At 44.3% G+C, this 24,456-nt stretch carries 23 protein-coding genes and 1 pseudogene; 23 read left to right on the top strand and 1 reads right to left on the bottom strand.

Going from position 1 to position 24,456, the window contains the following annotated elements:
• Nucleotides 1-217 precede the first annotated feature (217 nt).
• On the top strand, nucleotides 218-1,444 hold the full coding sequence (locus LK436_RS11240; RefSeq protein WP_021966470.1) for an amidohydrolase: 1,227 nt from the start codon (nucleotides 218-220) through the stop codon (nucleotides 1,442-1,444).
• A 203-nt stretch (nucleotides 1,445-1,647) separates the two neighbouring features.
• A pseudogene (locus tag LK436_RS11235) lies at nucleotides 1,648-2,137 on the top strand (CatB-related O-acetyltransferase).
• 48 nt (nucleotides 2,138-2,185) lie between these two features.
• Here LK436_RS11235 and LK436_RS11230 read toward each other — a convergent pair.
• Nucleotides 2,186-2,413 carry an acyl carrier protein gene (locus LK436_RS11230; protein ID WP_008398444.1) on the bottom strand — a complete coding sequence of 76 codons (228 nt, stop codon included), beginning with the start codon at nucleotides 2,411-2,413 and terminating at the stop codon, nucleotides 2,186-2,188.
• A 473-nt stretch (nucleotides 2,414-2,886) separates the two neighbouring features.
• Here LK436_RS11230 and LK436_RS11225 point away from each other — a divergent pair, with 473 nt between their 5' ends.
• The 21 genes from LK436_RS11225 (at nucleotide 2,887) to rseP (ending at nucleotide 24,449) form a co-directional block, all read left to right on the top strand.
• Entirely contained in the window at nucleotides 2,887-3,417 is a 531-nt protein-coding gene (locus LK436_RS11225; RefSeq protein ID WP_008398443.1) for a transcription termination/antitermination NusG family protein, read from the top strand.
• Between the two features lie 65 nt (nucleotides 3,418-3,482).
• Nucleotides 3,483-3,725, top strand: coding sequence for a hypothetical protein (locus tag LK436_RS11220; RefSeq protein ID WP_008398442.1), 243 nt, complete (start codon nucleotides 3,483-3,485; stop codon nucleotides 3,723-3,725).
• A 72-nt stretch (nucleotides 3,726-3,797) separates the two neighbouring features.
• On the top strand, nucleotides 3,798-5,180 hold the full coding sequence (locus tag LK436_RS11215) for a sugar transferase (protein ID WP_044931539.1): 1,383 nt from the start codon (nucleotides 3,798-3,800) through the stop codon (nucleotides 5,178-5,180).
• Entirely contained in the window at nucleotides 5,180-6,304 is a 1,125-nt protein-coding gene (locus LK436_RS11210; protein ID WP_008398440.1) for a glycosyltransferase family 4 protein, read from the top strand. Before LK436_RS11215 ends, LK436_RS11210 begins: the two co-directional genes overlap by 1 nt.
• Nucleotides 6,305-6,319: 15 nt before the next feature.
• Nucleotides 6,320-7,291 carry a glycosyltransferase family 2 protein gene (locus LK436_RS11205; RefSeq protein ID WP_008398439.1) on the top strand — a complete coding sequence of 324 codons (972 nt, stop codon included), beginning with the start codon at nucleotides 6,320-6,322 and terminating at the stop codon, nucleotides 7,289-7,291.
• Nucleotides 7,292-7,301: 10 nt separating this feature from the next.
• Complete coding sequence (locus LK436_RS18445; protein WP_008398438.1) at nucleotides 7,302-8,606, top strand: O-antigen ligase family protein; 1,305 nt, start codon at nucleotides 7,302-7,304, stop codon at nucleotides 8,604-8,606.
• Complete coding sequence (locus LK436_RS11195; RefSeq protein WP_008398437.1) at nucleotides 8,581-9,678, top strand: polysialyltransferase family glycosyltransferase; 1,098 nt, start codon at nucleotides 8,581-8,583, stop codon at nucleotides 9,676-9,678. The genes LK436_RS18445 and LK436_RS11195 overlap by 26 nt, the downstream gene beginning before the upstream one ends.
• A gap of 25 nt (nucleotides 9,679-9,703) precedes the next feature.
• Nucleotides 9,704-11,104 carry an oligosaccharide flippase family protein gene (locus tag LK436_RS11190; protein WP_008398436.1) on the top strand — a complete coding sequence of 467 codons (1,401 nt, stop codon included), beginning with the start codon at nucleotides 9,704-9,706 and terminating at the stop codon, nucleotides 11,102-11,104.
• The gene (locus tag LK436_RS11185; protein ID WP_008398434.1) at nucleotides 11,101-11,757 is read left to right on the top strand and encodes a cytidylyltransferase domain-containing protein; all 657 of its coding nucleotides are present in this window, start codon (nucleotides 11,101-11,103) and stop codon (nucleotides 11,755-11,757) included. The genes LK436_RS11190 and LK436_RS11185 overlap by 4 nt, the downstream gene beginning before the upstream one ends.
• 6 nt (nucleotides 11,758-11,763) lie before the next feature.
• On the top strand, nucleotides 11,764-13,380 hold the full coding sequence (locus LK436_RS11180; RefSeq protein WP_008398433.1) for an aldolase catalytic domain-containing protein: 1,617 nt from the start codon (nucleotides 11,764-11,766) through the stop codon (nucleotides 13,378-13,380).
• 63 nt (nucleotides 13,381-13,443) lie between these two features.
• Complete coding sequence (locus tag LK436_RS11175) at nucleotides 13,444-13,932, top strand: KdsC family phosphatase (RefSeq protein WP_044931537.1); 489 nt, start codon at nucleotides 13,444-13,446, stop codon at nucleotides 13,930-13,932.
• A 120-nt stretch (nucleotides 13,933-14,052) separates the two neighbouring features.
• On the top strand, nucleotides 14,053-14,595 hold the full coding sequence (locus LK436_RS11170) for a UPF0236 family transposase-like protein (RefSeq protein ID WP_083794778.1): 543 nt from the start codon (nucleotides 14,053-14,055) through the stop codon (nucleotides 14,593-14,595).
• Between the two features lie 166 nt (nucleotides 14,596-14,761).
• The gene (gene istA / locus LK436_RS11165; protein WP_227910041.1) at nucleotides 14,762-16,321 is read left to right on the top strand and encodes an IS21 family transposase; all 1,560 of its coding nucleotides are present in this window, start codon (nucleotides 14,762-14,764) and stop codon (nucleotides 16,319-16,321) included.
• A 6-nt stretch (nucleotides 16,322-16,327) separates the two neighbouring features.
• Entirely contained in the window at nucleotides 16,328-17,104 is a 777-nt protein-coding gene (locus LK436_RS11160) for an ATP-binding protein (RefSeq protein WP_015574778.1), read from the top strand.
• A gap of 500 nt (nucleotides 17,105-17,604) precedes the next feature.
• Nucleotides 17,605-18,579 carry a hypothetical protein gene (locus tag LK436_RS11155; protein WP_044931522.1) on the top strand — a complete coding sequence of 325 codons (975 nt, stop codon included), beginning with the start codon at nucleotides 17,605-17,607 and terminating at the stop codon, nucleotides 18,577-18,579.
• Nucleotides 18,580-18,922: 343 nt separating this feature from the next.
• Nucleotides 18,923-19,624 (top strand): UMP kinase, encoded by a 702-nt coding sequence (gene pyrH / locus LK436_RS11150; RefSeq protein WP_015574112.1) that lies wholly within the window; start codon nucleotides 18,923-18,925, stop codon nucleotides 19,622-19,624.
• 15 nt (nucleotides 19,625-19,639) lie between these two features.
• Complete coding sequence (gene frr / locus LK436_RS11145) at nucleotides 19,640-20,194, top strand: ribosome recycling factor (RefSeq protein WP_008398406.1); 555 nt, start codon at nucleotides 19,640-19,642, stop codon at nucleotides 20,192-20,194.
• Nucleotides 20,195-20,337: 143 nt separating this feature from the next.
• Nucleotides 20,338-21,060, top strand: coding sequence for an isoprenyl transferase (locus LK436_RS11140; RefSeq protein ID WP_008398403.1), 723 nt, complete (start codon nucleotides 20,338-20,340; stop codon nucleotides 21,058-21,060).
• A gap of 17 nt (nucleotides 21,061-21,077) precedes the next feature.
• Nucleotides 21,078-21,878: a phosphatidate cytidylyltransferase gene (locus tag LK436_RS11135; protein ID WP_008398401.1), complete on the top strand. Its 801-nt coding sequence runs from the start codon at nucleotides 21,078-21,080 to the stop codon at nucleotides 21,876-21,878.
• 184 nt (nucleotides 21,879-22,062) lie between these two features.
• On the top strand, nucleotides 22,063-23,208 hold the full coding sequence (locus LK436_RS11130) for a 1-deoxy-D-xylulose-5-phosphate reductoisomerase (RefSeq protein ID WP_044931590.1): 1,146 nt from the start codon (nucleotides 22,063-22,065) through the stop codon (nucleotides 23,206-23,208).
• Nucleotides 23,209-23,255: 47 nt separating this feature from the next.
• Complete coding sequence (gene rseP, locus LK436_RS11125; RefSeq protein WP_044931519.1) at nucleotides 23,256-24,449, top strand: RIP metalloprotease RseP; 1,194 nt, start codon at nucleotides 23,256-23,258, stop codon at nucleotides 24,447-24,449.
• Nucleotides 24,450-24,456 lie beyond the last annotated feature (7 nt).

Raw genomic sequence — 24,456 nt, 5'->3', positions numbered from 1 at the left:
AAAAAGTAAGAAAAAAGATTTTTAGAAGAAAGATTTTTAACAGGAGGCAGATGAGAGCAGTTTCATCTGCCTCTCTCTGAAAAGAAAAGGCGAAGCAGGCTGATAAAGAGAAAAAGAGCAAAGCTGAAAAAGGCAAAGGAAGCCAAAAAGAGCAGGCAAACTGCAGAAGAAAAACTGCAGGCCAGCCGGAAAACAGCCTGAAATGGAGGGAAAGACAGTGGCAGTTAAGGAATATGTATCACGGGAGAGAGAGTATCTCATCGGAATGAGGCGGTATTTTCACGCCCACCCGGAGGTCAGCTTAAAAGAGTACAATACCTGCCGGAAAATCGAGGAGGAGCTTGACAAGATGGCGGTTCCCCATGAGAGGGTGGGAGAGACGGGAGTTTATGCCTGGATTGACGGGAAAAAGGCAGAAGATGATTTCACAGGAGAAGCTTCAGGCAGGGGAAAGAGAATCGTGGCCCTGAGGGCTGACATTGACGCCCTGGCCATGGAGGATCTGAAGGATGTGGCCTACCGCTCGGTGAACGAGGGCGTCTGCCATGCCTGCGGCCACGACGGACATACGGCCACTCTGCTGACTGCCGCCAAAATTCTGAAGGAAAAGGAAGCAGAATTTTCCGGGCAGGTACGTCTGTTTTTCCAGCAGGCGGAGGAGATCGGCGCCGGCGCCCGCCAGTTTGTAAACGCGGGGCTGTTGGAGGGCGTTTCAAGAGTCTTTGGCGCCCATGTGGCGAGCGGGCTGGACAGCGGAAAAGTTGCCCTGACAGCAGGCCCTCAGAACGCCAGCTGCGACTATTTTAAGATCAGCGTAACAGGAAAGGGCGCCCATGTCTCCACTCCTCAGCTGGGAATTGACGCAGCCTACATCGCCTCCCAGATTGTGGTAAACCTTCAGAGCATTGTTGCCAGAAGCACGAATCCGCTGGAGACAGTGGTGGTAGGCGTCGGCGTGGTGAGGGCCGGAACTCAGTACAACATCGTAGCGGAACATGCTGAGATCGAGGGAACAACCAGAAGCTTCCTCCCAGAGGTGAGAGAGTTTACGAACAGAAGGGTGAGGGAGATTGCAGAGCAGACCGCCAGGATGTATGGGGCCCAGGTTCAGGTGGAATTTAAAGATTTTGCAGCTCCCCTGGTCAATGATGAGGAGGCAGTCAGAGAGGTGACAGAGGTCGCCGGGAAACTGACAGACGGAGAAAATATAGTGGCAAACTATCCGAAGGCGCTGCAGGCAGACGATTTTGCAGACTATCTGGCCGCTGCCAGGGGAATGTACGCCTTCATCGGAACGAGAAACAGCGAAAAGCCCGGAAGCGGGGTAGCCCACCATCACGGGCTGTTTGACATGGATGAGGAAGCACTGCTCCTGTCCTGCAACCTGTATGTGGACTATGCGCTGTGGGTACTTGGAGCACACGGCAGTCAGGAAGAGATATAATCCGGTCCGAAGCGCTGTCACGATTTGCTGTGGTGCTGCAGCCGGCTCCTGATACAGAACAAAACGGTATCAAACGGTGTATTGTGAAACAGAAGCTCAGGCATTTAAAATGAAAGTCAGGGGAACTGAAAATCAAATGGATTTTGAATGATTGTGAAAATTCATTCTGCAGCGTCCCCGAGTAAAAGAGACAGGAGGACAAAATGCCTGACAGAGAAAAACTGTATCCCAGAACCGGGGATACACAGACCATTTATCTGAAAAATGCCATTACCCATCCGAACATCACAGTGGGCAGCTATACCATGTATCATGATTTCGTCGCGATCGCTGTCATCCTATCCGTTTCCGCTCTTTTTTGAGGAGTGGGAGCTGGAAAAAACAAGGGTTTCCGAGGCGTGGGACAATAAGGGAGATATTGTAATCGGAAATGATGTCTGGATTGGGTATGAGGCGGTAATCCTGGCTGGTGTCACCATTGGAGACGGAGCTGTAATCGGAGCCCGTGCTGTTGTGACAAAAGATGTGGCGCCCTACACAGTGGTGGGAGGAGTGCCGGCAAGGCCTATTAAGAAAAGATTCTCAGACGGGACGATCCAGAGGCTGCTGGAGCTTAGATGGTGGGACTGGCCGGAAGAACGGATCAGAGAAAACCTGGAGGCGATTCAGCGGGGATGGGTCTGGAAGCTGTAACAGGCAGAGGGTTTGCGGAGTATAAGGCGTCTGTCCCTCAGAGAACATTCAGGACTGCTTCGCCTTTTCTGCCAGCTCCAGCACATCACCGATGGTGACAATCGTTTCAAACTCTGACTCGTCTATCTGAAAGCCCAGGCGCTCCTCTGCCTGTGTGAGAAAGTAGACGATCAGAAAAGAGTCCAGCCCCAGATCCTCAATGAGGGAGGCGGAGGGGGTGACAGCGGCGTCGGTGTATTCGCTCAGGATTTCCTGAAGCAGTCTGAGTGGTTCCATAGATACATGCTCCTTTCCGGTTCCCCTGCGCAGGCAGGAGAGTATTTTTCCGAGAGTATTTTTTCTTTTCGGCTTTTGGTTCAATGATAGCGTGACATGCCGGAAAAAGCAAGGAAAAAGGTGAAAAAAGAACAATACAAAAAAGTGTCGCTTAACTAACAGTTAAGCGACACTTTTCGATTTCTTCATGTACGCAGGAACAGCTGATTCTTAAAAAAATTTATTTCAGGAATTTTTATAACAAGATGTCGATCATAAAAATGAATATTCAGGATTAGGATTAAAAGAAAACTAAGAAAATTTTAGAAAAAAATGAAAAATGTCCTTGTTTCCAGCGATTGACTCCCCTATAAAAGGATGCTATAATCTACAGGAGTATAAAAAGAATAGATTAATTTTGTGATGTTTTTTCAAAAATAGACAAAAAAGTGTCGCTTAACTGTTAGTTAAGCGACGAAAAGAGGGGAACGCTTATGAGCTGGTATGTACTGTACTGCCGTCCGGGACAGGAGACAGAGATCATAGAGTCCCTGAAACAGCGCCTGCCAAAAGATGCGCTGTCGGAAGCCTTTCTGTTTCAGTGTGAGAGACTGTGGAGGGCCGGCGGCGGGAACTGGAAACTGATCAGAAAAGAAATGTTTCCCGGGTATGTGTTTCTTGAGAGTGAGGATTCTGAATATTTGTCTGAGAAGCTGGAGGCATATCGGGGAATTGTGCGGGTGATGGAGGAGCCGGGATATCTGATTCCTGTATACAGGGAGGAGGAGGAACGGCTCCGCCGCCTGTGCGGCCCCGAACATATTCTTCGCCTTTCCTACGGATACAGGGAAAACGGAGTCAACCATGTGGTGGAAGGCCCGCTGAAAGGAATGGAAAGGCAGATTGTGAAAGCCGACTGGCACAGACGCTTCGCGCAGATCGAGACTGCGGTGGGAGGAAAACGGACTGTGATCTGGGCAGGGCTGGGGCTTCCGGGAGAGATGGAGCGATGGAAGGCCGGATAAAGGCCGGGAAGCTGTATCTGATAAGAGGAAGTTGACCCGGCCGTAAACAGGAAGGAAACAGTGGGATGGATAAGGGAAAAGTCAGCCGGGCAAAAATAGATAAGAGGAGGGAAATGCAGATGGAGAAGCAGGAGGAGAGCAGGTACGAAACCTGCATTTTCTGCAGAAAGGCAACAGATGTACCTAAAGAAAAAGACATATCAGAGCGAAATTACTATATCGAGGGAGCGGGACAGCTCTGCCGGGAATGTTATTTTGAGATTTACGGAAGCCGTCGGTCTCAAAACGGAAATACAGGTCTGTTTTAAGGCAAAGAAAAGGGCCTGAAGGGGTCTGAGGCAAAAGATAGAAAAGAAATAAACGTCAGGATGGAAGATTCAATGAAGAATTACGAACAGTATAAGCGGCTGATGAGGAGCTTCTTCTGTATCATGCTGCTTGCGGCTCAGGTTATCATGTTCTGGTATGTGTGGAGGGAAACCTACAGTCCGCTGATGGAAAGCCCCTATTGGAGGAAAGGACACTGGCTGATCGCTGCGGTGTATCTGTTCCTCGTCTTTATATTTCCGAGAATTTACGGAGGCTGGCAGGTGGGTTATCTGAGAGTGTTTAATATTGTCTACTCCCAGTTCCTTGGGACACTCCTTGCCAATGTGACCATGTATTTCATTATCACACTCCTCACGAAGCATTTTGAAAATCCCGGTATGCTGATCCTGATGACGATATGCCAGACAGTGGTAATTGTCCTGTGGGCAGTGATCACGAACAGGATTTACCAGAGGGCCTATCCACCCAGAAAGGTTCTTCTGGTGTACGGTGACCGGCCGGCAGCAGGGCTGATGAAAAAGCTCCATACCAGGGAGGACCGGTTTGAGATCGGAGAGATGGTACATATCTCAGAGGGTGTTGAAAGAATAGAAGCCAGGATAGTGGACGAGGAGAAGGGTTACGGAGGAGTCGTCATCTGCGATATTCCAAGCGGAGAGAGAAACCGGATTTTAAAATACTGTTACGGAAGGGGAATCCGGACCTACACAACGCCGAAGATTTCAGATGTACTTATAAGGAGTGCTGAGAGCCAGCACATGTTTGATACACCCCTTTTAATGTCGAGAAATACGGGACTTACTATTGAACAGAGAGCCATCAAACGGGCAGTGGACATTGTGATCTCCCTGGCGGCCTGCATACCGGCTGTGCCCATTATGGCAATCGTGGCCCTGTGCATCAAGTTAGATGACGGGGGAAGGGTGTTCTACAAGCAGAAGCGGCTGACGGAAGGCGGAAGAGAGTTCTTTGTATATAAGTTTCGGAGTATGAGAGAGGATGCGGAGAAGGACGGTGTGGCAAGGCTTGCCGGAGAGAATGATGACCGGATTACGAGAGTGGGCCATGTCATACGGGCTATCCGGTTCGACGAGATCCCGCAGCTTATCAATATATTGAAAGGCGATATGAGCATTGTGGGTCCCAGACCGGAGCGGCCGGAGATAGCGAAGGACTATGCGAAAGAGATTCCAGAGTTTGCCTACCGGCTGAAAGCGAAAGCCGGGCTTACAGGGTACGCACAGGTGTATGGAAAGTATAATACGACGGCCTATGACAAGCTGAAGCTGGACCTGATGTATGTGCAGAATTACAGTCTCAGGCTGGATTTTGAGATTATATTCAAAACAGTACAGATTCTGTTTATGAAGGAGAGTACAGAAGGGGTGGAGGATGGACAGGTGACGGCGGTAACTAAACGGGAGAACAGATAATGAAAAAAGTTTTGTTTGTAGCTACTGTAGTAAAAACCCATATCAATGTGTTTCATATTCCTTTTTTAAAATTATTTAAAGATAAAGGGTATGAAACTTATGTGTGTGCTAGAAATGATTTTGTTAATAAAAATGAATGCATAATTCCATATTGCGATTATTACCATGATATTCCTTTTTCTAGACAACCGTTCCATTTAGATAATATTAAAGCATATTATCGATTGAAAAAAGTTATTGAAGATAACCATTTTGATATAATACATTGCCATACTCCTGTCGGAGGTGCTATAACGCGGCTTATTAAGAAAAATATGCCAGATTTAAACGCTAAATTAATTTATACAGCTCATGGATTTCATTTTTTTAAAGGAGCTAAACTGACAAACTGGATTATTTATTATCCAATAGAAAAATGGCTTGCCCAATATACGGATATTCTAATTACCATTAATCAGGAAGATTATGAAAGGGCAAAAAGTTTTAAGTGTGGGGAGCTGAGGCTAGTAAATGGAATCGGAATTAAATTTCCGGAATACGGGCTGAGCAACGCTGAAATAGAAGAAAAAAGAGAGCAGCTTTCACTGGAAAAAAAGGATATAGTTCTAGTTTCAGTTGGTGAACTAATTCAGAGGAAAAACCATGCTTTGGTGATAAAAGCACTCGGACAATTAAAAAAACCACATATTAAATATCTTATATGCGGAAACGGTAGACTAGAGAAAAAATTAACAGAGCTAATAGAAAAAAATGGGTTGAGAAAACAAGTTTATTTACTGGGCTTTCGGAATGATATTAATGCAATATGCCAAGTATCAGATATATTTCTCTTTCCTTCTTTGCAGGAGGGACTTCCTGTTGCCTTGATGGAAGCTATGGCGAATAAGATGCCCGTAATAGCTACAGATATAAGAGGAAATCACGATCTGATACAGAACAATGAAGGAGGAATTTTGATATCACCCAATTCGACAGAAGATATGAAAAATGCAATTTTATATCTAACAGCTAATTCTCATCTATGGCCCAAAATGGGAGAGAAAAATTTCCAGGCGGTTCAAAACTATGCTTTAGATAAAATCGTAAAGGAAATGCAGGAAATATACTTTGGAAATAATACATAGAAGGTTTCAGAAATTATGCTTATTAGTATTGTTATTCCGGTTTTTAATGTGGAAAAGTATCTTGAAGAGTGCATAAATAGCGTGTTAAAACAAAGCTTTCAAGATTATGAAATTATTCTGGTGGACGATGGCTCACAGGATAAAAGTGGAGAAATGTGTGATTATTATGCAGGTATCTGCGAGAAAATTACTGTGATTCATAAAAAAAATGGAGGACTTTCAGATGCGCGAAATGTAGGAGTTAAAGCAGCAAAAGGAGAGTATATATTATTTTTAGACTCGGATGACTATATAGCCAGTGAAAGCCTAGAAGAAGTTGCCCAAAAAGCTGTTAACAGCAGGAATAAGATAGACGTTTTCTTTTTAGAGGCTGTTAAATTTTATCCAGATGGAAGAGAGGAACCACTGGGAGATGGTTATGAAAAGAGGCTGATCGAGGGGCAGAGTAAGAATACTGTAATGCAGCATTTAGCGTATCTTCCCAAGTTTCCAGGAAGTGCTTGTTCAAAGATGGTTTCCCGAGAACTGATAGAACGTCATAATCTGTATTTCCAAGAAGGACTGCTGTCAGAAGACATTGAATGGACGGTCCGTTTATTAAAAGCAGCCCAGACCTTCGGATACACAGAAACACCATTTTATTATTATAGGCAGCAGAGAGAAGGCTCAATAACCAATACTTTTGGAATAAAAAATATTGAGAGCTTATTGTACATAGTAGAAAAGTTCAGCAGCCATTCTCTGCTAGAAAACAGCTTTCAAAATAGTATTAATTCTTTTATGGCATATGAATTTGTGATAATTCTATATCATTATGCTTTATTAGATAAAAAGGAAAGGAGAATGGTAAAAGAATCTTTAAGGAGAAATCGTTGGATTTTAAGATATGGCCTGTCGAGGAAAACGAAAATCATTAATTTAGCTGTATCAGTATTTGGAATGAGTGTTACCTCGTACCTGTTAAAAATTTATAAAAACAGAAAATAGGTGAAGATAAATGAATATACCGCACAAAACATATATCAGGTACAACAGTGTTATTGGAGTAGGGGTGCTGCTGTTTTTCGGAATGAATGTTTTTACGAATGCAGTCAGTCTGATACCATCTGAACTATATTACCGTGTTCTGCTTCTAGTAGAATTGATTCTTGCAGGAGGAACAATTTTGGTAAGTCGACGACTGACGAAGAAATCTTTTCAGACAGCAGTTTTAATTATATCAGTACAGATACTTTCCTACACTTTCACGACTCTGATGTCAGGATATGTATGTCTGGATCTGCATAGACTTTTGAGTATGGTATTAATGATATTGGCTATGTATTATATACCATTTCATTCATACATAACAAGAAGATTTTTTGAAAGATTTCTGAACGGCATACTTTTGGGAGGCCTTCTATCAATTGTTTATAATATGATTTTAAACTGGCAGGTCATAGGCAGCTTTAATATGTCCTTGATTATGGTAAATACCTTTAAATTTAAGGCTATTTTTCTGACGCGATCGAATTTCTGTCTGTTGCTTTGCATTTCGTCCGCTATCTGTATTTATCGGAGAAAGAAGAATACATTATTTTATAGTATATTATTGTTAATATTTACAGGGAATATTCTTCTGACCAATGCCAGGACATCAATTTTAGCAGTTTTGGCTATGTTTCTGTATGAAATTTGGAATGGAAAACGAGGAAAGCGAAGGAAGATACTTTTGATTCTAATAGGGGGGGTAATTTTATGTTTTATGCCATGGAACGCAATTATTGAGAAGATCAGTACCTTTGTGAAAGAATATCCGCTTCTATTTGTAAGAAATAACAGTGATATTACGAATGGGAGACTTGGACTATGGAAAGATGCTCTGGAAGGAACAAATTTTCTCAGTGTTTTTATTGGACATGGAATTGGAGCAAAGGATGCCTATTTAAGCAGTCTGGGATCAGAATACGGTTCCTTTCATAGCATGTATGTAGATTTGTTTTTTGAAGGCGGTTTTTTCCTTTTAAGCTTATTTTTCTTTTTTATAATGACAGTTATTAGGAGTATAAAAAAAAGTAATTTGAATTTTAATAATAAGAAGTTATTTTTTGAACTGTTTATTGTAATTGGGGTGTCAGGCTTTGGTGATGCCATTGCTACTCCGTTTTTACTGGATACGTCCAGTTTATTAGCAACATTATTACTGTTTACCTGCCCCATCACTTTGATTAATGGTATAAAAGAAAATCCTCAAATAGATAAAATTTATAGAAAGGAATACTTAACAAGAGCAAAAGATGGTGAAAAGGCTGTTTGTATGTAATACTCCATATCAGCTAATTGTAGCATTTATGCTTTTCAGGCAGCTGAGCAGAGAGGGTGATATAAATGATATTATTTTAACGAATAATTTCCGTAATTCAGAAAAAGTCAGCAAAAGATTATCAGAGATAAAATTTTTCCACAGGGTGTATTATGCTACAATCAACAGCGTACTATTTCCCAAAGAATGGAAAAGCAGAGTGAGAAAAATTTTACTGTTTTTGTTCCCGGAGAGGGGAGTAAAAAAGTGTTTAGGAGAAATGCTTTTAGGAGATTATGATGAGATATATTATAATAACGACGATTTGTTTTTATATAATATTTCCTATCTCTGTATGAAAAAGAAAAAAGATGTAAAGATTTTCAGATTTGAAGAGGGTTATTCTACATATATTACTCCATTCTGTTCGGTGCGTGCAAAAAAACTCTGTGATATAAGAAATAGATGGTATCGTGTAGGGAAATTTTCAGACGGTTTTTCGGGCTCTTATTTTTACGAACCATCCCTTGTTCTATATTCCTCATCCACTCCGTTCTTTACTCTGAACAGAGACAGAAGCGAGGAATTTAAACAAATGGTTTCCCAATTATTTGAAATACCTGCTCAATACCGAGGGATAAAAGAAGAGTGGATTGTGTTTGAGGAAAGTTTTTATGAAGATACAGGTTTTTCGGCAGATTTGGATTTGTATAAAAGAATAAATGGTATTTTAAAAGAGGATATGATTGTTAAGATGCATCCCAGAAGTAAAAAAGACAGATTTACTCCCGAAATGATCAAAACACTACAAAATGACGGGATACCATGGGAAGCTGTTCTGCTGTCTGGAGCGGTAGGAAGTAAAAAATTTATTTCTCTGGCTAGCGGAAGTATTATTAATTCCCAACTGCTATTAGGTAAGTTAGGGGAGTCGTGGTTGTTATACAGATGTACTTCTCAACAGATTCCTAACCTCAATACTGAATTTGAATATTTTCTAAAAAAATTGATAGATAAGGGAATTTTGACGAATCTCCATGTTCCAGATTCTTTTGAGGACTTAGAAAGAAAACTTGAAGAGAGGGTAATATGAAAATTAAGCAATAAGGAATGATCAAATGAATAATCAGTACAAATATTTAATGAAAAACACAGGCATATTAACGCTCAGTAATTTTTCATCAAAAATATTAGTCTTTTTGCTCGTCCCTCTATATACAAGTACCCTGACTACTTCTGAATATGGTATATACGATTTGGTGTTATCAACAATACAGCTATTGTTTCCCCTTCTGACGTTAAATATTGCAGACGGAGTTATGCGGTTTTCTATGGAAAAGTCGCATGAGAAAAATGAGATCATCAGTATAGCTACAATATATGTTGCTGGTGGTATTTTGGGGGGAAGTTTGCTGCTGGTAGTTAATCGGCTATTTGGGATTTGGAAAGACATTGAGGGAATGGAGATATTAATACTTCTGTATTATATCTTTTATATGTTGAACCAGTTATTGCTTCAGTTTGCTAAAGGACAGGAGCGGATCAAGGATCTGGGAATTGCCGGTATTGTAGGAACAGTATCCATGCTCTTGTTCAATCTCTTTTTTCTGTGTGTGACAAAAAGCGGTTTGAAGGGCTTTTTTGCTGCCAATATACTCGGACAGGCCATCCCTACCATATACTATTTTTTTCGTCTTCGCATATGGGAATATATCGGAGCATCGTTTAACAGACAGTTGCACATGGAACTGATAGCCTATTCTTTTCCGCTGTTATTCTCAACATTAGGATGGTGGATTAATAATACAGCAGATAAGTATGTGGTTTTCTTCCTATGTGGAGCTGCAGCTAATGGACTCCTTTCAATTGCATACAAAATTCCTAGTATTTTGAATACATTTCAAAGTATTTTTATCCAGGCGTGGCAGGTATCGGCAATCAGGGAGTATGGGACAGCGGAGGCAAAGATATTTTATAAAAGCGCTTTTCTGTACTCCAATGCATGTATGTGCGTTATGTGTTCAGGATTGATTGCAATGTCAAAAATAATAGCAAAAATTTTATTTGCCAATGAATTTTATAGTGCATGGGTGTATGTACCTTTTTTACTGGTTAGTAGTGCAGTGAATGCTGCGTCAGGATTTTTGGGACCGATTTTGTCAGCGGAAAAAAAATCTAAGGAAATGGCTAAATCTGCGGTATATGGAGTGTTGGCTAATATCATCCTAAATCTATGTCTTGTGATTGGAATAGGGGTTCAGGGGGCAGCCCTTGCCACAGCTATATCAAGTCTTGTAATTTTTTATGTCAGAAAAAAAGCAGTAGGAACCATTTTATCAGCAGGGGACTACAGACTTATTTACTGTGCATGGTCAGTTCTTTTCATAGAATCTGCATTGGAGATTTGGCTCCCCTGTTCTTTTACTACATGGTTTTGTGTTCTTGTAATTCTTATATTGTACAGAAAAGTTATTTTTTATGGATTAAAAATTATTAGAGGAAGGTTTAAGAAAATATGAAAATTGTATCGTTTGTTCCAATTAAATTAAATAATCAGAGACTGCCGGGAAAAAATTTGCTCCCACTTAATGGGCACCCTTTGTGTGAATACATCTTTAATTCAATAAACAAAATAGAAGAGATCGATGAAAAATATGTTTATTGTAGCGATGAATCGATTAGAAAATACATGCCAGAAGGGCTAAAGTTTTTAAAAAGAGATAAATATCTGGATGGATTTCAGGTAAAAGGGTTGGAAATCATCGACTATTTTGTTAGGGATGTGGATGCAGATATTTATGTGCTTACCCATGTCACTCAACCATTCACAAGGTCTGAATCAATCAAAAAAGCACTGGCTAAAGTTGTCTCTGGAGAATATGATTCCGCTTTTTCTGCTGTAGCTCTCCAGGACTATTTATGGATGGATGGGAAACCTTTAAACTATGACATGAAGAATATTATCCGAACACAGGATTTGAAACCTATTTACATGGAAACAGGAGCATTTTTTATCTTTAAAAAGGAAGTGTTCACAAAGCTTGGACAGAGAATAGGACAAAAACCATATATATGTGAAATTGACCAGTTCGAGGCGGTAGATATTGATACAGCGGAGGACTTTGATTTTGCAGAAACTGTAGCGAAATATCTTGAAAAGAAAGAGAGATAAGAGTATATGAAAAATATACACGTTTTAGACTGCACTTTAAGGGATGGAGGGCGCATTATAAATTGTGCTTTTCCAGATACTGAGATTAAGGATATTTCAGTTAGATTGGCAAGAGCCAAAATAGACATTGTGGAAGTTGGTTTTCTGAGAGATTGGCGGAAAGTAAAATATGAAGGAAATAGTACGTTTTTTACTAATGTTGATCAAATTCGTCCATTTATTGATAAAAGACAGAAGGGTACAATGTTTGTAGCATTTATTGATTATGGTATGTTTGATTTTGAATCGCTGACACCATACGATGGAACTTCCATAGATGGAATTCGTTTTGGATTCACTAAAAAGGATTATACAGAGCACTGTGATGATATTTTGAAATGTATTGAACGGATCAAAAATTTAGGCTATAAACTGTTTATTCAGGGGGTTAATTCTCTGAATTACAGCGATAAAGAACTCTTGGAGCTAGTTGAACTGGTTAATAGAGCAAAACCATATAGCTTTGGTATAGTAGATACGTATGGAGCGATGTATGCAGATGATGTAGAAAGAATTTACAGGCTGATCGATCATAATATGGATCCAGATATATGTATTAATTTCCATTCACATAATAATTATCAACTTTCATTCAGCTTTGCACAGGAAGTAATAAAACTGAGTAGGGGAATCAGAAATGTCATTATAGACAGTACACTAAGCGGAATGGGAAAAGTTGCTGGGAATCTTAACACAGAGTTGCTTGTTGATTATCTGGTTAGAAAAAAGAATTATGATTATGAGTTTGATGAGATTCTGGATTTAATTGATGATTACATTGTTCCGTACAGTTTAAATTACCGGTGGGGCTATTCTATACCCGCAATGATGGCCGGGATTTATCAGTCTCATCCTAATAATATCATCTATCTAACAGAGAAGTTCAGGTTGGAAACAAAAGACATAAGCAGTCTTTTGTCAATGCTCAGCCCAGACCTGCGGCAAAGATATGATTATGATTTGATTGAAAAATTGTATATGGAGTATATATCAGATAAAGTGGACGATACAGATACGGTAAAGCAATTGCAGGAGATAATAGAGGGAAGAGAAGTTTTTATAATGGCTCCAGGAAATACTTTAAATACCTGTAGAAGAAAAATAGAGAATTATTTAAAAAAGCATCATCCAATCGTTATCAGTGTCAATTTTGTTTCGGAATATAAAGATTCTATCTGCTTTTTTGGAAACCAAAAACGGTATAATAAAACGCTTGAGCAGCATAAGGGGCATAAAGTTATAATATCTTCTAATGTAAAATGCAAAGAAGAGAATACAGTGATTGTAAATTACCACTCTTTAATTAATAGAGGATATAAATATTTTGAGAATTCTACAATTATGCTTCTTTATCTTTTAAAACGGCTTAATCCAAGAAAAATAACTATTGCAGGATTCGATGGTTTTAGAACTGATGCTGACAAAAACTATACAGATATTACCTTTCAAAATGAACGCCATATTTCTGAGTTTGGGCAGCTGAACGAAGAAATTACAGAAATGTTTGAGAAATTTGTAGAAACAATGAGCGGAAAATGTGAAGTTAATTTGATTACACCGAGTATTTACAATAAAACGGCATAAGGGAATAGACATATTTGGAACGAGATATCTGCTATTATGCTGGCGATTATCAGAGGTATTAGTATGAGTGAATTGAAATATTTAATCATAGATGTCGATGGAACCTTAACAGATGGAAAGATATATATGGGAGCTATGGGAGAAATATGTAAAGCTTTTCATGTTAAAGATGGATGCGGTATACATGATTTATTGATTCCTGCTGGAATTATTCCGATTATTATTACGGGAAGAGAATCAGATATATTAAAGTTAAGATGCGAGGAGCTTGGCATTCACCATTTATATCAAAATGTAGGAAATAAGTTAAAAAAACTAGAAGAAATTATGAATGATACGGAATATAAGCATACAGCGTATATTGGAGATGATATAAATGATTTAGAATGTATGAAAGCGGTTAAAGAGACAGGAGGGCTCATAGGATGTCCGCTTGATGCTGTTCAAGAGGTGAGAGAGGCTGCAGATTTTATCAGTACAAAAAAGGGGGGAGAAGGAGCAGTCAGAGAATTTATTGACTGGATTTTAAGGGAAGATTCAAAAGCAGAGTAAAATTTTTGATTTTTACAAGGACATAAAATTGTAGAGGAGAAGGGAAAAGCAGAAGTTGGATAGAATACTATCTAGGGAGGATGTGTATATTGTTGTGCGGAAGAACCCCATACTCCGGAATTGCGGTGTAAAACCGCCCAGAATACTCAACGGAAAACCACGATCAAAACCATATATGGGGAAGTAACCTATTCCCGAAGGGTCTGTCAGACAGGCTTGGAGGATGGAAGGCGTGCGCATATTTATCTTTTGGATCAGGTGATGCAGATGGAAAAGAGCGGGCAGATTTCCACAAACCTTGCTGAAAAGATTACCCCGACCGTAACGGAAGCCTCTTATCGTGTTAGTGCAGATGTGATAAGTGATACCTGTGGGCAGACAATCAGCCATGGTGGTGTATGGAACCTGATCCAGCAGCTGGGAGAGAGGATCAGCGAAGAGGAGGACTATGCGGTAAAGCAGATGGAAGCAGAGCAGAAGGAAGAAAAAAAGAAGGTGGGGATTCTTTTTGAGAAGATGGATGATATATGGCTGCGGATGCAGGATTCATACCATAAGAGGGTTCCTAAGCAGGAAATGAAGGTTTTTACGATGCATGAGGGATGGGATGCGAACAGCATCAAGGAGGGCCTTTGGAAGAGCATTCTGCTAAAAAAGGAATAAAAAGTGAGTATTCCGGTCAGTTTTACACCGTAATTCCGGAAGTTGGAAACCGGCGTTCCGATGTAAAGGAAACCGTGATTCCAGAGCCATGGAAACCGTGGTTTCTTCCCTTATAATGTATTTATGCGTCTCTTAGCGTAAATACATTATAAGGAGGTCGTCTGTTATGACCAAATACCGCGAGATTATCAGATTTGCCAGTCTGAGTCTCAGTCAGACGAACATCGCGCTTAGCTGCGGTGTATCCAAGAAAACGGTCAATAAGGTTTTAAAAGCTGCCAGAGAAAAAGGCATCTCATGGCCGCTTGATCCAAACCAGACCGATTCAGTAATTGAGCAGCTGCTGTTCCCGAAGAAGAACAGCCCTGAGTCTCAATCAAACAGGCGGATGCCGGATTATGCGCATATCCGCAAGGAGCTTCTCCGTAATGGAGTAAATAAGAAACTCCTCTGGACAGAATACCTTGAGGAATGCCGCCTTTCCGGGGATGAGCCGCTTATGTACTCACAGTTCTGCTATTACATCCAGAAGGATGAACAGAAGCGCCGCGCCACCATGCATATCAACCGCAAACCTGCGGAACAGGTTGAGGTTGACTGGGCCGGAGATCCGGCACATATCATCGATCCGGATACCGGCGAAATCCTGGATGCCCACATTTTCGTAGGAGTGATGACTTACAGCCAGTATCCATACGTAGAAGCGTTCATGGATGAAAAGCAGCCTTCGTGGATTGCTGCGCATGTCCACATGTATGAATATTTTGGCGGTGTTGCCAGGATCCTCGTGCCGGATAACTGCCGTACTGCTGTGGATCACAACAAGGGTTGGAAAGATCAGCGGATCAATGCCGTCTATCAGGAGATGGCAGAGCACTATGGCACTGCGATTATTCCAGCCCGCGTCCGGGCTCCAAAGGACAAACCCAATGCCGAGGGCAGTGTAGGGAATATTCCCACCTGGATCACCGCAGCCCTGCGCAATGAGCAGTTCTTCTCCCTCAGTGAGTTAAACCGAGCAATCCGACAGAAACTGGAAGAGTTCAGCCATCGCCCTTTTCAAAAGAAAGAGGGCAGCCGGTATGAGATCTTCCGCAACGAAGAACTGCCACTCCTGGCACCTTTACCTGCCACCCCATATGAACTGGCGGAATGGAAACAAGCCACCGTTCAGTTCAATTATCACATATCCTTTGCCGGAATGCTATACTCAGTTCCTTATGAATATATAAAACGCAAAGTTGATGTGAGGGTTACAGATAAGACAATTGAGATTTTTTACAATCACAACCGGATTGCATCCCACCGCCGGCTTTATGGACGTAAGGGACAATACAGCACCGTCACAGAGCATATGCCGGCATCTCACCAGCAGTATCTGGAATGGAACGGCGACCGTTTCCGCAAATGGGCGGAGCGGATCGGCTCCAGTACTTATCAGGTAATTGATGCAATCCTTACCTCCAAACGCGTAGAACAACAGTCCTACCGCAGCTGTATGGGGCTTTTAAAACTGGCCGACAAATATTCCGTTGACCGTTTGGAAGCCGCCTGCCGGAAAGCACTCTCCTTTACGGCTGCTCCCAGTTATAAGAGTATCAAGAACATCCTTGATACCGGAAGCGACCAGATGGAGATGCCGGACAAAGGAGCAGCAAGCAGCCATACTGAACCAGCAAAGAGCAGCCATGCGCTTACAAGGGGCGCTGATTACTACAGGAGGTAAGGAACCATGACTACACAAAGCACGATAGATAAACTCATTGAAATGCGCCTGACATCTATGTCTGATGCATTCCGCATCCAGATGGATGATCCCAAGATGAAGGAGATATCTTTTGAGGATCGTTTTGGAATGCTGGTGGATATCGAATACAGCAACCGCAAGAGCAACAGCCTGAAACGCCTGATCCGCAATGCCGGATTTGACCAGCCAGACGCATACATTGGCAATATCAACTATACTTCCGGGCGCAAGCTGAACCGTTCTTTGATTGAGCGGCTCGCAACCTGTGAATATATCACAGAACACAGGAATCTCTTTATTACCGGAGCTACTGGGAGTGGAAAGACCTACCTGGCATGCGCATTCGGGATGGAAGCCTGCAAACAGCGTTACAAGACGAAATATGTCCGCCTGCCGGATCTGCTTCTGGAACTGGAGATGGCACGCAATGACGGTACATACAAAAAGGTCCAAGGGAAATACGCTAACCCTGTTCTGCTGATCATTGATGAATGGCTTCTGCTGAAGCCCACAGAATCCGAACAGCATGACATTCTGGAGCTTCTTCACAGGAGACGCAGGAAGTCATCTACCATCTTCTGTTCCCAGTACGACCCCAGTGGCTGGTATGACCAGCTTGGTGGTGATGACAGTCCTCTGTCGGAAGCGATATTGGACCGCATCAAGCATGATGCATACAAGATCAATATCGTCCCAACGGATCCGGCGAATTACAGATCCATGCGGGAGGTATATGGATTAGATCCGGCCTTAAGCGAGTGAACTCGCAGGTAACAATCAATTAAGTGTGGTATCCCTGTTCCGGATTAGCGGTTTCCTGCCGCTGGATTGGCGGTATCCGTTCCTCCGGAACAGCGGTACTCCCGCACAAGAATATTCAAAAAGCAAATGGAAGAAGTTCAGCAATAATTGTCTAAAAATAGAAGAAATAAACTGACATCATAAATATAAGAAAAGTGCTAACGATTATTTGACCCATCCCTCAATCGATTAGCTCTTGCGGACGAAAGCTTAACTGTGGTATACTAAAAACATAAAAGCATACATTCATTTCGGGCCTTTTCTGTGGGTCTGGCGGCTGATTTCTCACTTCTTTGGAATGTCAGAAAATCTATGCTTTTTCCTAATTCATTATCATACAAAGGCGGAAGGTTTTCTGACAGGACGGGAAGTTGATGGAATGTCGGAAAGTCTGTCAGCTAACAGCAGCAGGACGCAGAGTTCCTGAAATGCTCCGGAAACCTTCTGCAAAAGGAGGTTCTATGGGTAAAAATAAAAAGAAATGGACGGTTCGCAGGAATGGGGCTTACAAACAGCTTCTTCCACCCAGACGTGATTACAAGGACGCCTTGTTTCGGATGATTTTCAACGACAAAGAGGCATTGCTTTCTCTTTATAATGCAGTGGGGAATACAAGCTACACGGATGCATCTCAGCTTCAGATCGTGACGTTGGAAAACGCTGTCTACATGAATATCAAAAACGATCTGGCGTTTCTATTAAATATGGAGCTGAATCTCTACGAACATCAGTCCACCTGGAACCCGAACATGCCGCTCAGGGATCTGTTTTATGTGTCCAGGGAATATGAGATGCTTTTGGCGAATCAGTCCATCTACTCGTCCAGCCTGTTAAAGCTGCCCGCGCCCCGGTTTGTTGTCTTTTTCAATGGAAGCTATGACATGGGGGAACAGTGCGTATTAAAGCTTTCCGACGCCTACGAGAAAAAGGTGGAAGACCCGGATCTGGAGCTGAAAGTAACGGTGCTGAACATTAACGCAGGGTGGAATGACGAGCTTATGAACACATGCCGGCTATTGAAGGAATACTCCCTCTACGTTGCCCGCGTGCGGGCTTATGCGAAGGAGATGGAGCTGGCGGAGGCGGTAAGCCGGGCCGTGGATGAATGTATCAAGGAAGGGATTCTCAGAGATTTCCTGATGAAATATCGGGCGGAGGCGATTAGTGTGAGTATTTTTGAGTATGACGAGGAGAGGGAGAAGGAACTGCTCAGGAAGACGGAGTATGAGTTTGGGCGGCAGGAAGGGCTATCTCAAGGACGAGAAGAAGGGCTATCTCAGGGAATAAAAGAGGGAATGGCTCAGGGAGTCTCAGCTATGATTCGTCATTGCCGCAAGGCGGGAGCTTCCAGGGAGGATACCCTGAGTATTCTTATGGAGGAGTTTTCGATTTCGAAGGGAGACGCAGAGGAGTATCTGCAGAAATACTGGAAATAGCATCAGCGAACAAAAGGCAGAGATTTTTGTGACCTCCAGCGGAACGGAAATCTCTGCCGCTGTTCCAAAAGATACAGAATTGGAGGTCGGACGCCAGACACTTCTTGTCCGCTTTAAGCGGGCAAGAAGATATATGGCTGAACTGTTATATTTTTCTGCAAAAGAATAAAAAATCTTCTCGCCTAACCCCACATTCTGTGGTACAATAGCCCTAAGTGGGCAGATATACAAAAAACTGCACGCCGGATTTTCTTTCGCAGGCCTTTGCCTTCGTCAGAACTCCGGCTTTGCGTTTGGTCTTATGCTGCCCTCACAAACAAGAGAAAACAGGGAGAACAGACTTATGGAAATGAAACGCGTATTACTCAAGTTAAGCGGTGAAGCCCTGGCAGGTGAGAAAAAGACAGGCTTTGACGAGGACACGGTCAAGGAAGTGGCCAGGCAGGTAAAACTGGCTGTGGATGCCGGTACAGAGGTGGGCGTTGTCATCGGAGGAGGAAACTTCTGGAGAGGACGCCAGAGCAATGCCATCGACCGCACCAAGGCAGATCAGATCGGTATGCTTGCCACTGTGATGAACTGTATTTACGTTTCCGAAATTTTCAGAAGCACGGGTATGGAAACGGAGATTCTCACGCCTTTCGCCTGTGGCTCTATGACAAAGCTCTTCTCCAAGGACAGAGCGAATAAATATTTCAGGCAGGGCAAGGTAGTGTTCTTTGCAGGCGGAACAGGCCATCCGTATTTCTCCACTGACACAGGAGTGGCTCTGAGAGCCATCGAGATGGAGGCGGACTGCATTCTTCTTGCGAAGGCCATCGACGGCGTATATGACAGCGATCCGAAGATCAACCCGAATGCGAAAAAGTATGATACAATCACCATCCAGGAGGTGATTGACAAGCAGCTGGCTGTAGTGGATCTGACGGCTTCCATCATGTGCATGGAGAACCATGTTCCCATGGCAGTGTTCAGCTTAAATGAAAAGGACGGCATTGCAAATGCGATGCAGGGGAAAATAAACGGTACAGTAGTTACCGCATAACAGGAGGATTTTTTTATGCAGGAGAAAATGAAGATATTTGAGGAAAAGATGGACAAGTCCTATGACGCGCTGCTGAATGAATTCAGCTCTATCCGCGCCGGACGTGCAAACCCCCACGTTTTGGATAAGCTGAGAGTCGACTACTACGGAGCCCCGACACCTCTTCAGCAGGTGGCTAATATCTCTGTTCCGGAGCCGAGGATGATTCAGATTCAGCCATGGGAGAAAAGCCTGGTGAAGGCCATTGAGAAGGCGATTCTCACCTCTGACCTGGGTATCAACCCCACCAACGACGGCTCTGTGATCCGCCTGATTTTCCCGGAGCTTACCGAGGAGCGCAGAAAAGAGCTGGCCAAGGATGTAAAGAAGAAGGGTGAGGGCGCAAAGGTGGCAGTCAGAAATATCCGCCGCGATGCCAACGACACCTTCAAGAAGATGGAGAAGGCCAACGAGATTTCCGAGGACGACTTATCTGATGCAGAGGAGAAGATCCAGAAGATGACAGATAAGATGATCGATAAGATTGATAAGGCTGTTGAGACTAAGACAAAAGAGATTATGACAGTTTAATATGGGGGGCAGGTTCGCCTGCCCCTTATTTGTGCTGACAGAAGAATGGATTCAGAACGAGTGAAACCTTCTGCCGGCAGATGCTTCGGGGATAAGACAGCCATCTATCTGGTGTTTTGCCCCGTTTTTGCTGGAGGTTATATATGGAAACTGATATTTCAAAACTGGTAATACCGAGACATGTTGCCCTGATCCTGGATGGAAACGGCCGATGGGCCAAAAAGAGAGGGCTTCCGCGGACTGCCGGACATAAACAGGGATGTGTGACAGTGGAGAAAACGGTTGAGGATGCAGCCAGACTAGGCATTGACTATCTGACTGTATACGGTTTTTCCACGGAAAACTGGAAGCGCTCTGTAGAAGAGGTGGGCGCCCTGATGCAGCTGTTCCGCTACTACCTGAAGCGGCTTCTGAAGATTGCCAGGGTCAACAATGTCCGGGTAAAGATGATCGGAGACAGAACAAGGTTTGATCAGGATATTATCGAAGGCATAGACAGGCTGGAAAGAGAGACAGCGGACAATACGGGCATGACCTTTGTGATTGCCGTAAATTATGGCGGCCGCGATGAGATCAGAAGAGCAGTGAAGCAGATGATGAGGGATGCTAAGAGCGGTATTCTTGATCCGGATGCGGTGACAGAGGATACGGTTGCTTCCTATTTAGATACAGCAGGAATTCCCGATCCGGATCTGTTAATCCGAACCAGCGGGGAGATCCGGCTTTCCAACTATCTGCTCTGGCAGCTGGCATACAGCGAGATTTACATTACTGACTGCCTGTGGCCGGATTTTAACCGGGAGGAATTAGTAAAAGCTATTGCCCAGTATAATACGAGAGAGAGGCGGTTTGGCGGCGCCAAATAGCGAGGGGGGAATTTGTCATGTTTACAACCAGACTTGTGAGCGGAATTGTGCTGGTGATTCTGGCAGTCCTGATCGTGGGAACTGGCGGCGCGCTTCTGTTTGCTGTGACGGCGGCGCTCTCCCTGATTGGTATGTTTGAGCTTTACCGTGTGGTGGAGATCGAGAAAAAGGCGCCGGGTATTGCGGGCTATGCAGCCGGAATTTTTTACTATGCCCTTCTTTGGTTTCACCGGGAAAACTATGTGGTGCTGATGGCGATTGCAGCTCTGATGATTTTAATGGCCATCTATGTGATTACGTTTCCCCACTACAGAACGGAGCAGGTGACAGTGGCATTTTTCGGTATTTTCTATCTGGCTGTAATGCTGTCCTACCTGTATCAGGTGCGGGCAATGACAGACGGAAAGTATCTGGTATGGCTGATCGTGCTGAGTTCCTGGGGCTGCGATACCTGCGCCTACTGTGTGGGCATGCTGTTTGGAAAACACAAGCTGACGCCTCTTTTAAGCCCGAAAAAGACGGTGGAGGGAGCTGTCGGCGGCGTCCTGGGAGCTGCCCTGCTGGGACTGATTTTCGGAGCGGTGTTTGGCTCCAGGATGGCGGAGATTGTCAATCCGCCTGCAGCCTGCGCCATCGCCTGCGCCATCTCGGCTGTGATCTCACAGATCGGAGATCTGGCTGCCTCTGCCATCAAGAGGAACCACAATGTAAAGGACTACGGCCATCTGATTCCGGGACACGGAGGCGTGCTCGACCGGTTTGACAGTATGATCTTTACCGCCCCGGCCATTTTCTTCGCCCTGACCTTTCTGGGCTGATGTCTCTGAGCGGGGCGTTCAGGACGGCGGCCCGGTCAGAAGAGAAGCAGCGGAGGGAAGCAGGAGAAAGAAAGCAGGAAAAGAAAGCAGGCGGAAGAGAACAGGCAGGATAAGACCGGAGAATGCAGCCTGAGACGTATGTGGAATGAAGAAACCAGGGAAGATGAAATATACGGAGGAAGACATGAAAAAAATTGCAGTTCTGGGTTCCACCGGCTCTATTGGAACACAGACATTAGAAGTGGTGCGCACGAATAAGGATATAGAGATAACTGCCCTGGCGGCAGGGAGAAATGTGGAGCTTCTGGAACAGCAGATCAGGGAGTTCCGGCCCAAACTGGCCGCCGTATGGGAGGAGGAGGCAGCGGGAAGGCTGCGTGAGTCTGTGAGGGACCTGGATGTGAAGATTGTGTCCGGGATGGACGGTCTGATCGAGGTATGCACAGAACCGTCGGCTGAGATTGTGGTGACAGCCATTGTGGGAATGCTCGGAATCCGGCCCACTATCGCTGCCATGGAGGCAGGGAAGGACATTGCCCTGGCCAACAAGGAAACACTTGTGACGGCCGGACATCTGATTATGCCTCTTGCGGAAAAAATGGGAGTCAGGATCCTGCCGGTGGACAGTGAGCACAGCGCTGTGTTCCAGTGCCTGAACGGAGAGGGAGGCAGCCGGATTCACAAGATTCTTCTGACTGCATCCGGCGGTCCTTTCAGAGGCAGAACCAGGGAGCAGATGAGACAGATTCAGGTGGAGGACGCGCTGAAGCATCCCAACTGGACCATGGGCAGAAAGATTACTATTGACAGCTCCACCATGGTAAATAAGGGACTTGAGGTGATGGAGGCGAAATGGCTGTTTGGCGTGACAATGGATCAGGTACAGGTGGTCGTTCAGCCCCAGAGCATCATCCACTCGATGGTAGAATTTGAGGACGGCGCAGTAATTGCCCAGCTTGGAACTCCGGACATGAAGCTGCCCATTCAGTATGCGCTCTACTATCCTGAGCGAAGATTCCTGCCTGGCGAAAGGTTAGATTTCACAAAATTTGGGCAGATTACCTTTGAGGCTCCCGACTATGAAAACTTCAGAGGGCTTGCCCTGGCAAGAGAGGCCGGCGTGAGGGGCGGTTCCCTTCCCACTGTGTTTAATGCTGCCAATGAGCTGGCAGTTGCCAGGTTTTTAGACAGAAAAATCAGTTATCTTGCCATCACTGACATGATAGAGGCTGCCATGAGACAGCATAAGGTGATTGACAACCCCTCCGTGGATGAAATCCTTGCGGCGGAGCAGGAAACTTACGATTATCTGAACAGCTGTAACTTTTAGGAGAAGCGGATAAGAAAATAGAATTTGAGAGAGCAGGTGATAGATTGTTGAGTTTGCTTGCAGCAATTCTGGTATTTGGCATAATTATACTTTTCCACGAGTTTGGACATTTCCTGTTTGCAAAGCTTGGCGGCATCTGTGTCCTGGAATTTTCCCTGGGCATGGGGCCGAGGCTTTTGAGCTTCAAACGGGGCGATACCAGATATTCGCTGAAACTGCTGCCCTTTGGCGGCTCCTGCATGATGCTGGGGGAGGATGAGGATCCCGAGAGCATGAGCATGGATGAAAAGGCCCAAAAAGACATCAGGAAAAAGAGTGAGGCCCTGGCTTCTTCCGGGGAGGAACCTTCCGAGCCCCTTCAGGCTGTCCTGGAGAGCCGCAGGAATCCGTCAGAGCCGCCTGTCCGCTATGGGCCGGACGGCACACCTGTCAGAGGGCTGGCCTTTCACGAGGCGTCTGTGCTGGCGCGTTTTCTGACGATTGCGGCGGGACCTGTGTTTAATTTCATCCTCGCTCTGGCCTGCGGTATCGCTGTGGTGGCCTATGCAGGCTGTCAGCCTCCGGAGATCGGAGCGGTGCAGGAGGGATCCCCTGCCGCCGAGGCGGGCCTTCAGCCAGGTGACGTAATCACGAGAATTAACGGAAAGCGGATAAACCTGTACCAGGAAGTTGCAATGCAGAACACCTTCCATCCGGGAGAGCCCATGGAACTGGAGTACAAAAGAGAGGGAGAGCTTTACCGGACAAATGTGACCCCTGCCTATTCAGAGGAGGCGGGCGGCTATCTGATGGGAATTGTAAGCGCCTATCCCAGAGCGCCTGAGTCTGTGTTTGAGGCGCTGCAGTACAGTTTCTACGAGTTTCGCTACATTATAGACTTAACCTTCAAGAGCCTGCAGATGCTGGTAACCGGCCAGGTATCCAGAGAAGATGTGGCCGGCCCGGTGGGAATCGTGGTTATGATCGATAAGACGGTGGAGGCAAGCAGCAGCTATGGCCTTCTGAATGTTCTGATGAACCTGATCAACATGAGCCTGCTGCTGAGCGCCAACCTGGGAATCATGAATCTGCTTCCCATCCCGGCCCTGGACGGAGGCCGTCTGGTGTTCATCCTGATAGAAGCTCTCCGCGGCCGCCCTGTAGATCCCGAAAAAGAAGGCATGATCCACATGGCTGGAATGGCCGTTCTGATGGTTCTGATGGTCGTGATCCTGTTTAATGATATCATAAACGTACTTTAACTGACAC

Source organism: Clostridium sp. M62/1 (genome assembly GCF_020736365.1).
GTDB classification, from domain to species: Bacteria; Bacillota; Clostridia; order Lachnospirales; family Lachnospiraceae; genus Otoolea; species Otoolea saccharolyticum_A.
This window is presented reverse-complemented; position numbering and strand designations above follow the sequence as displayed.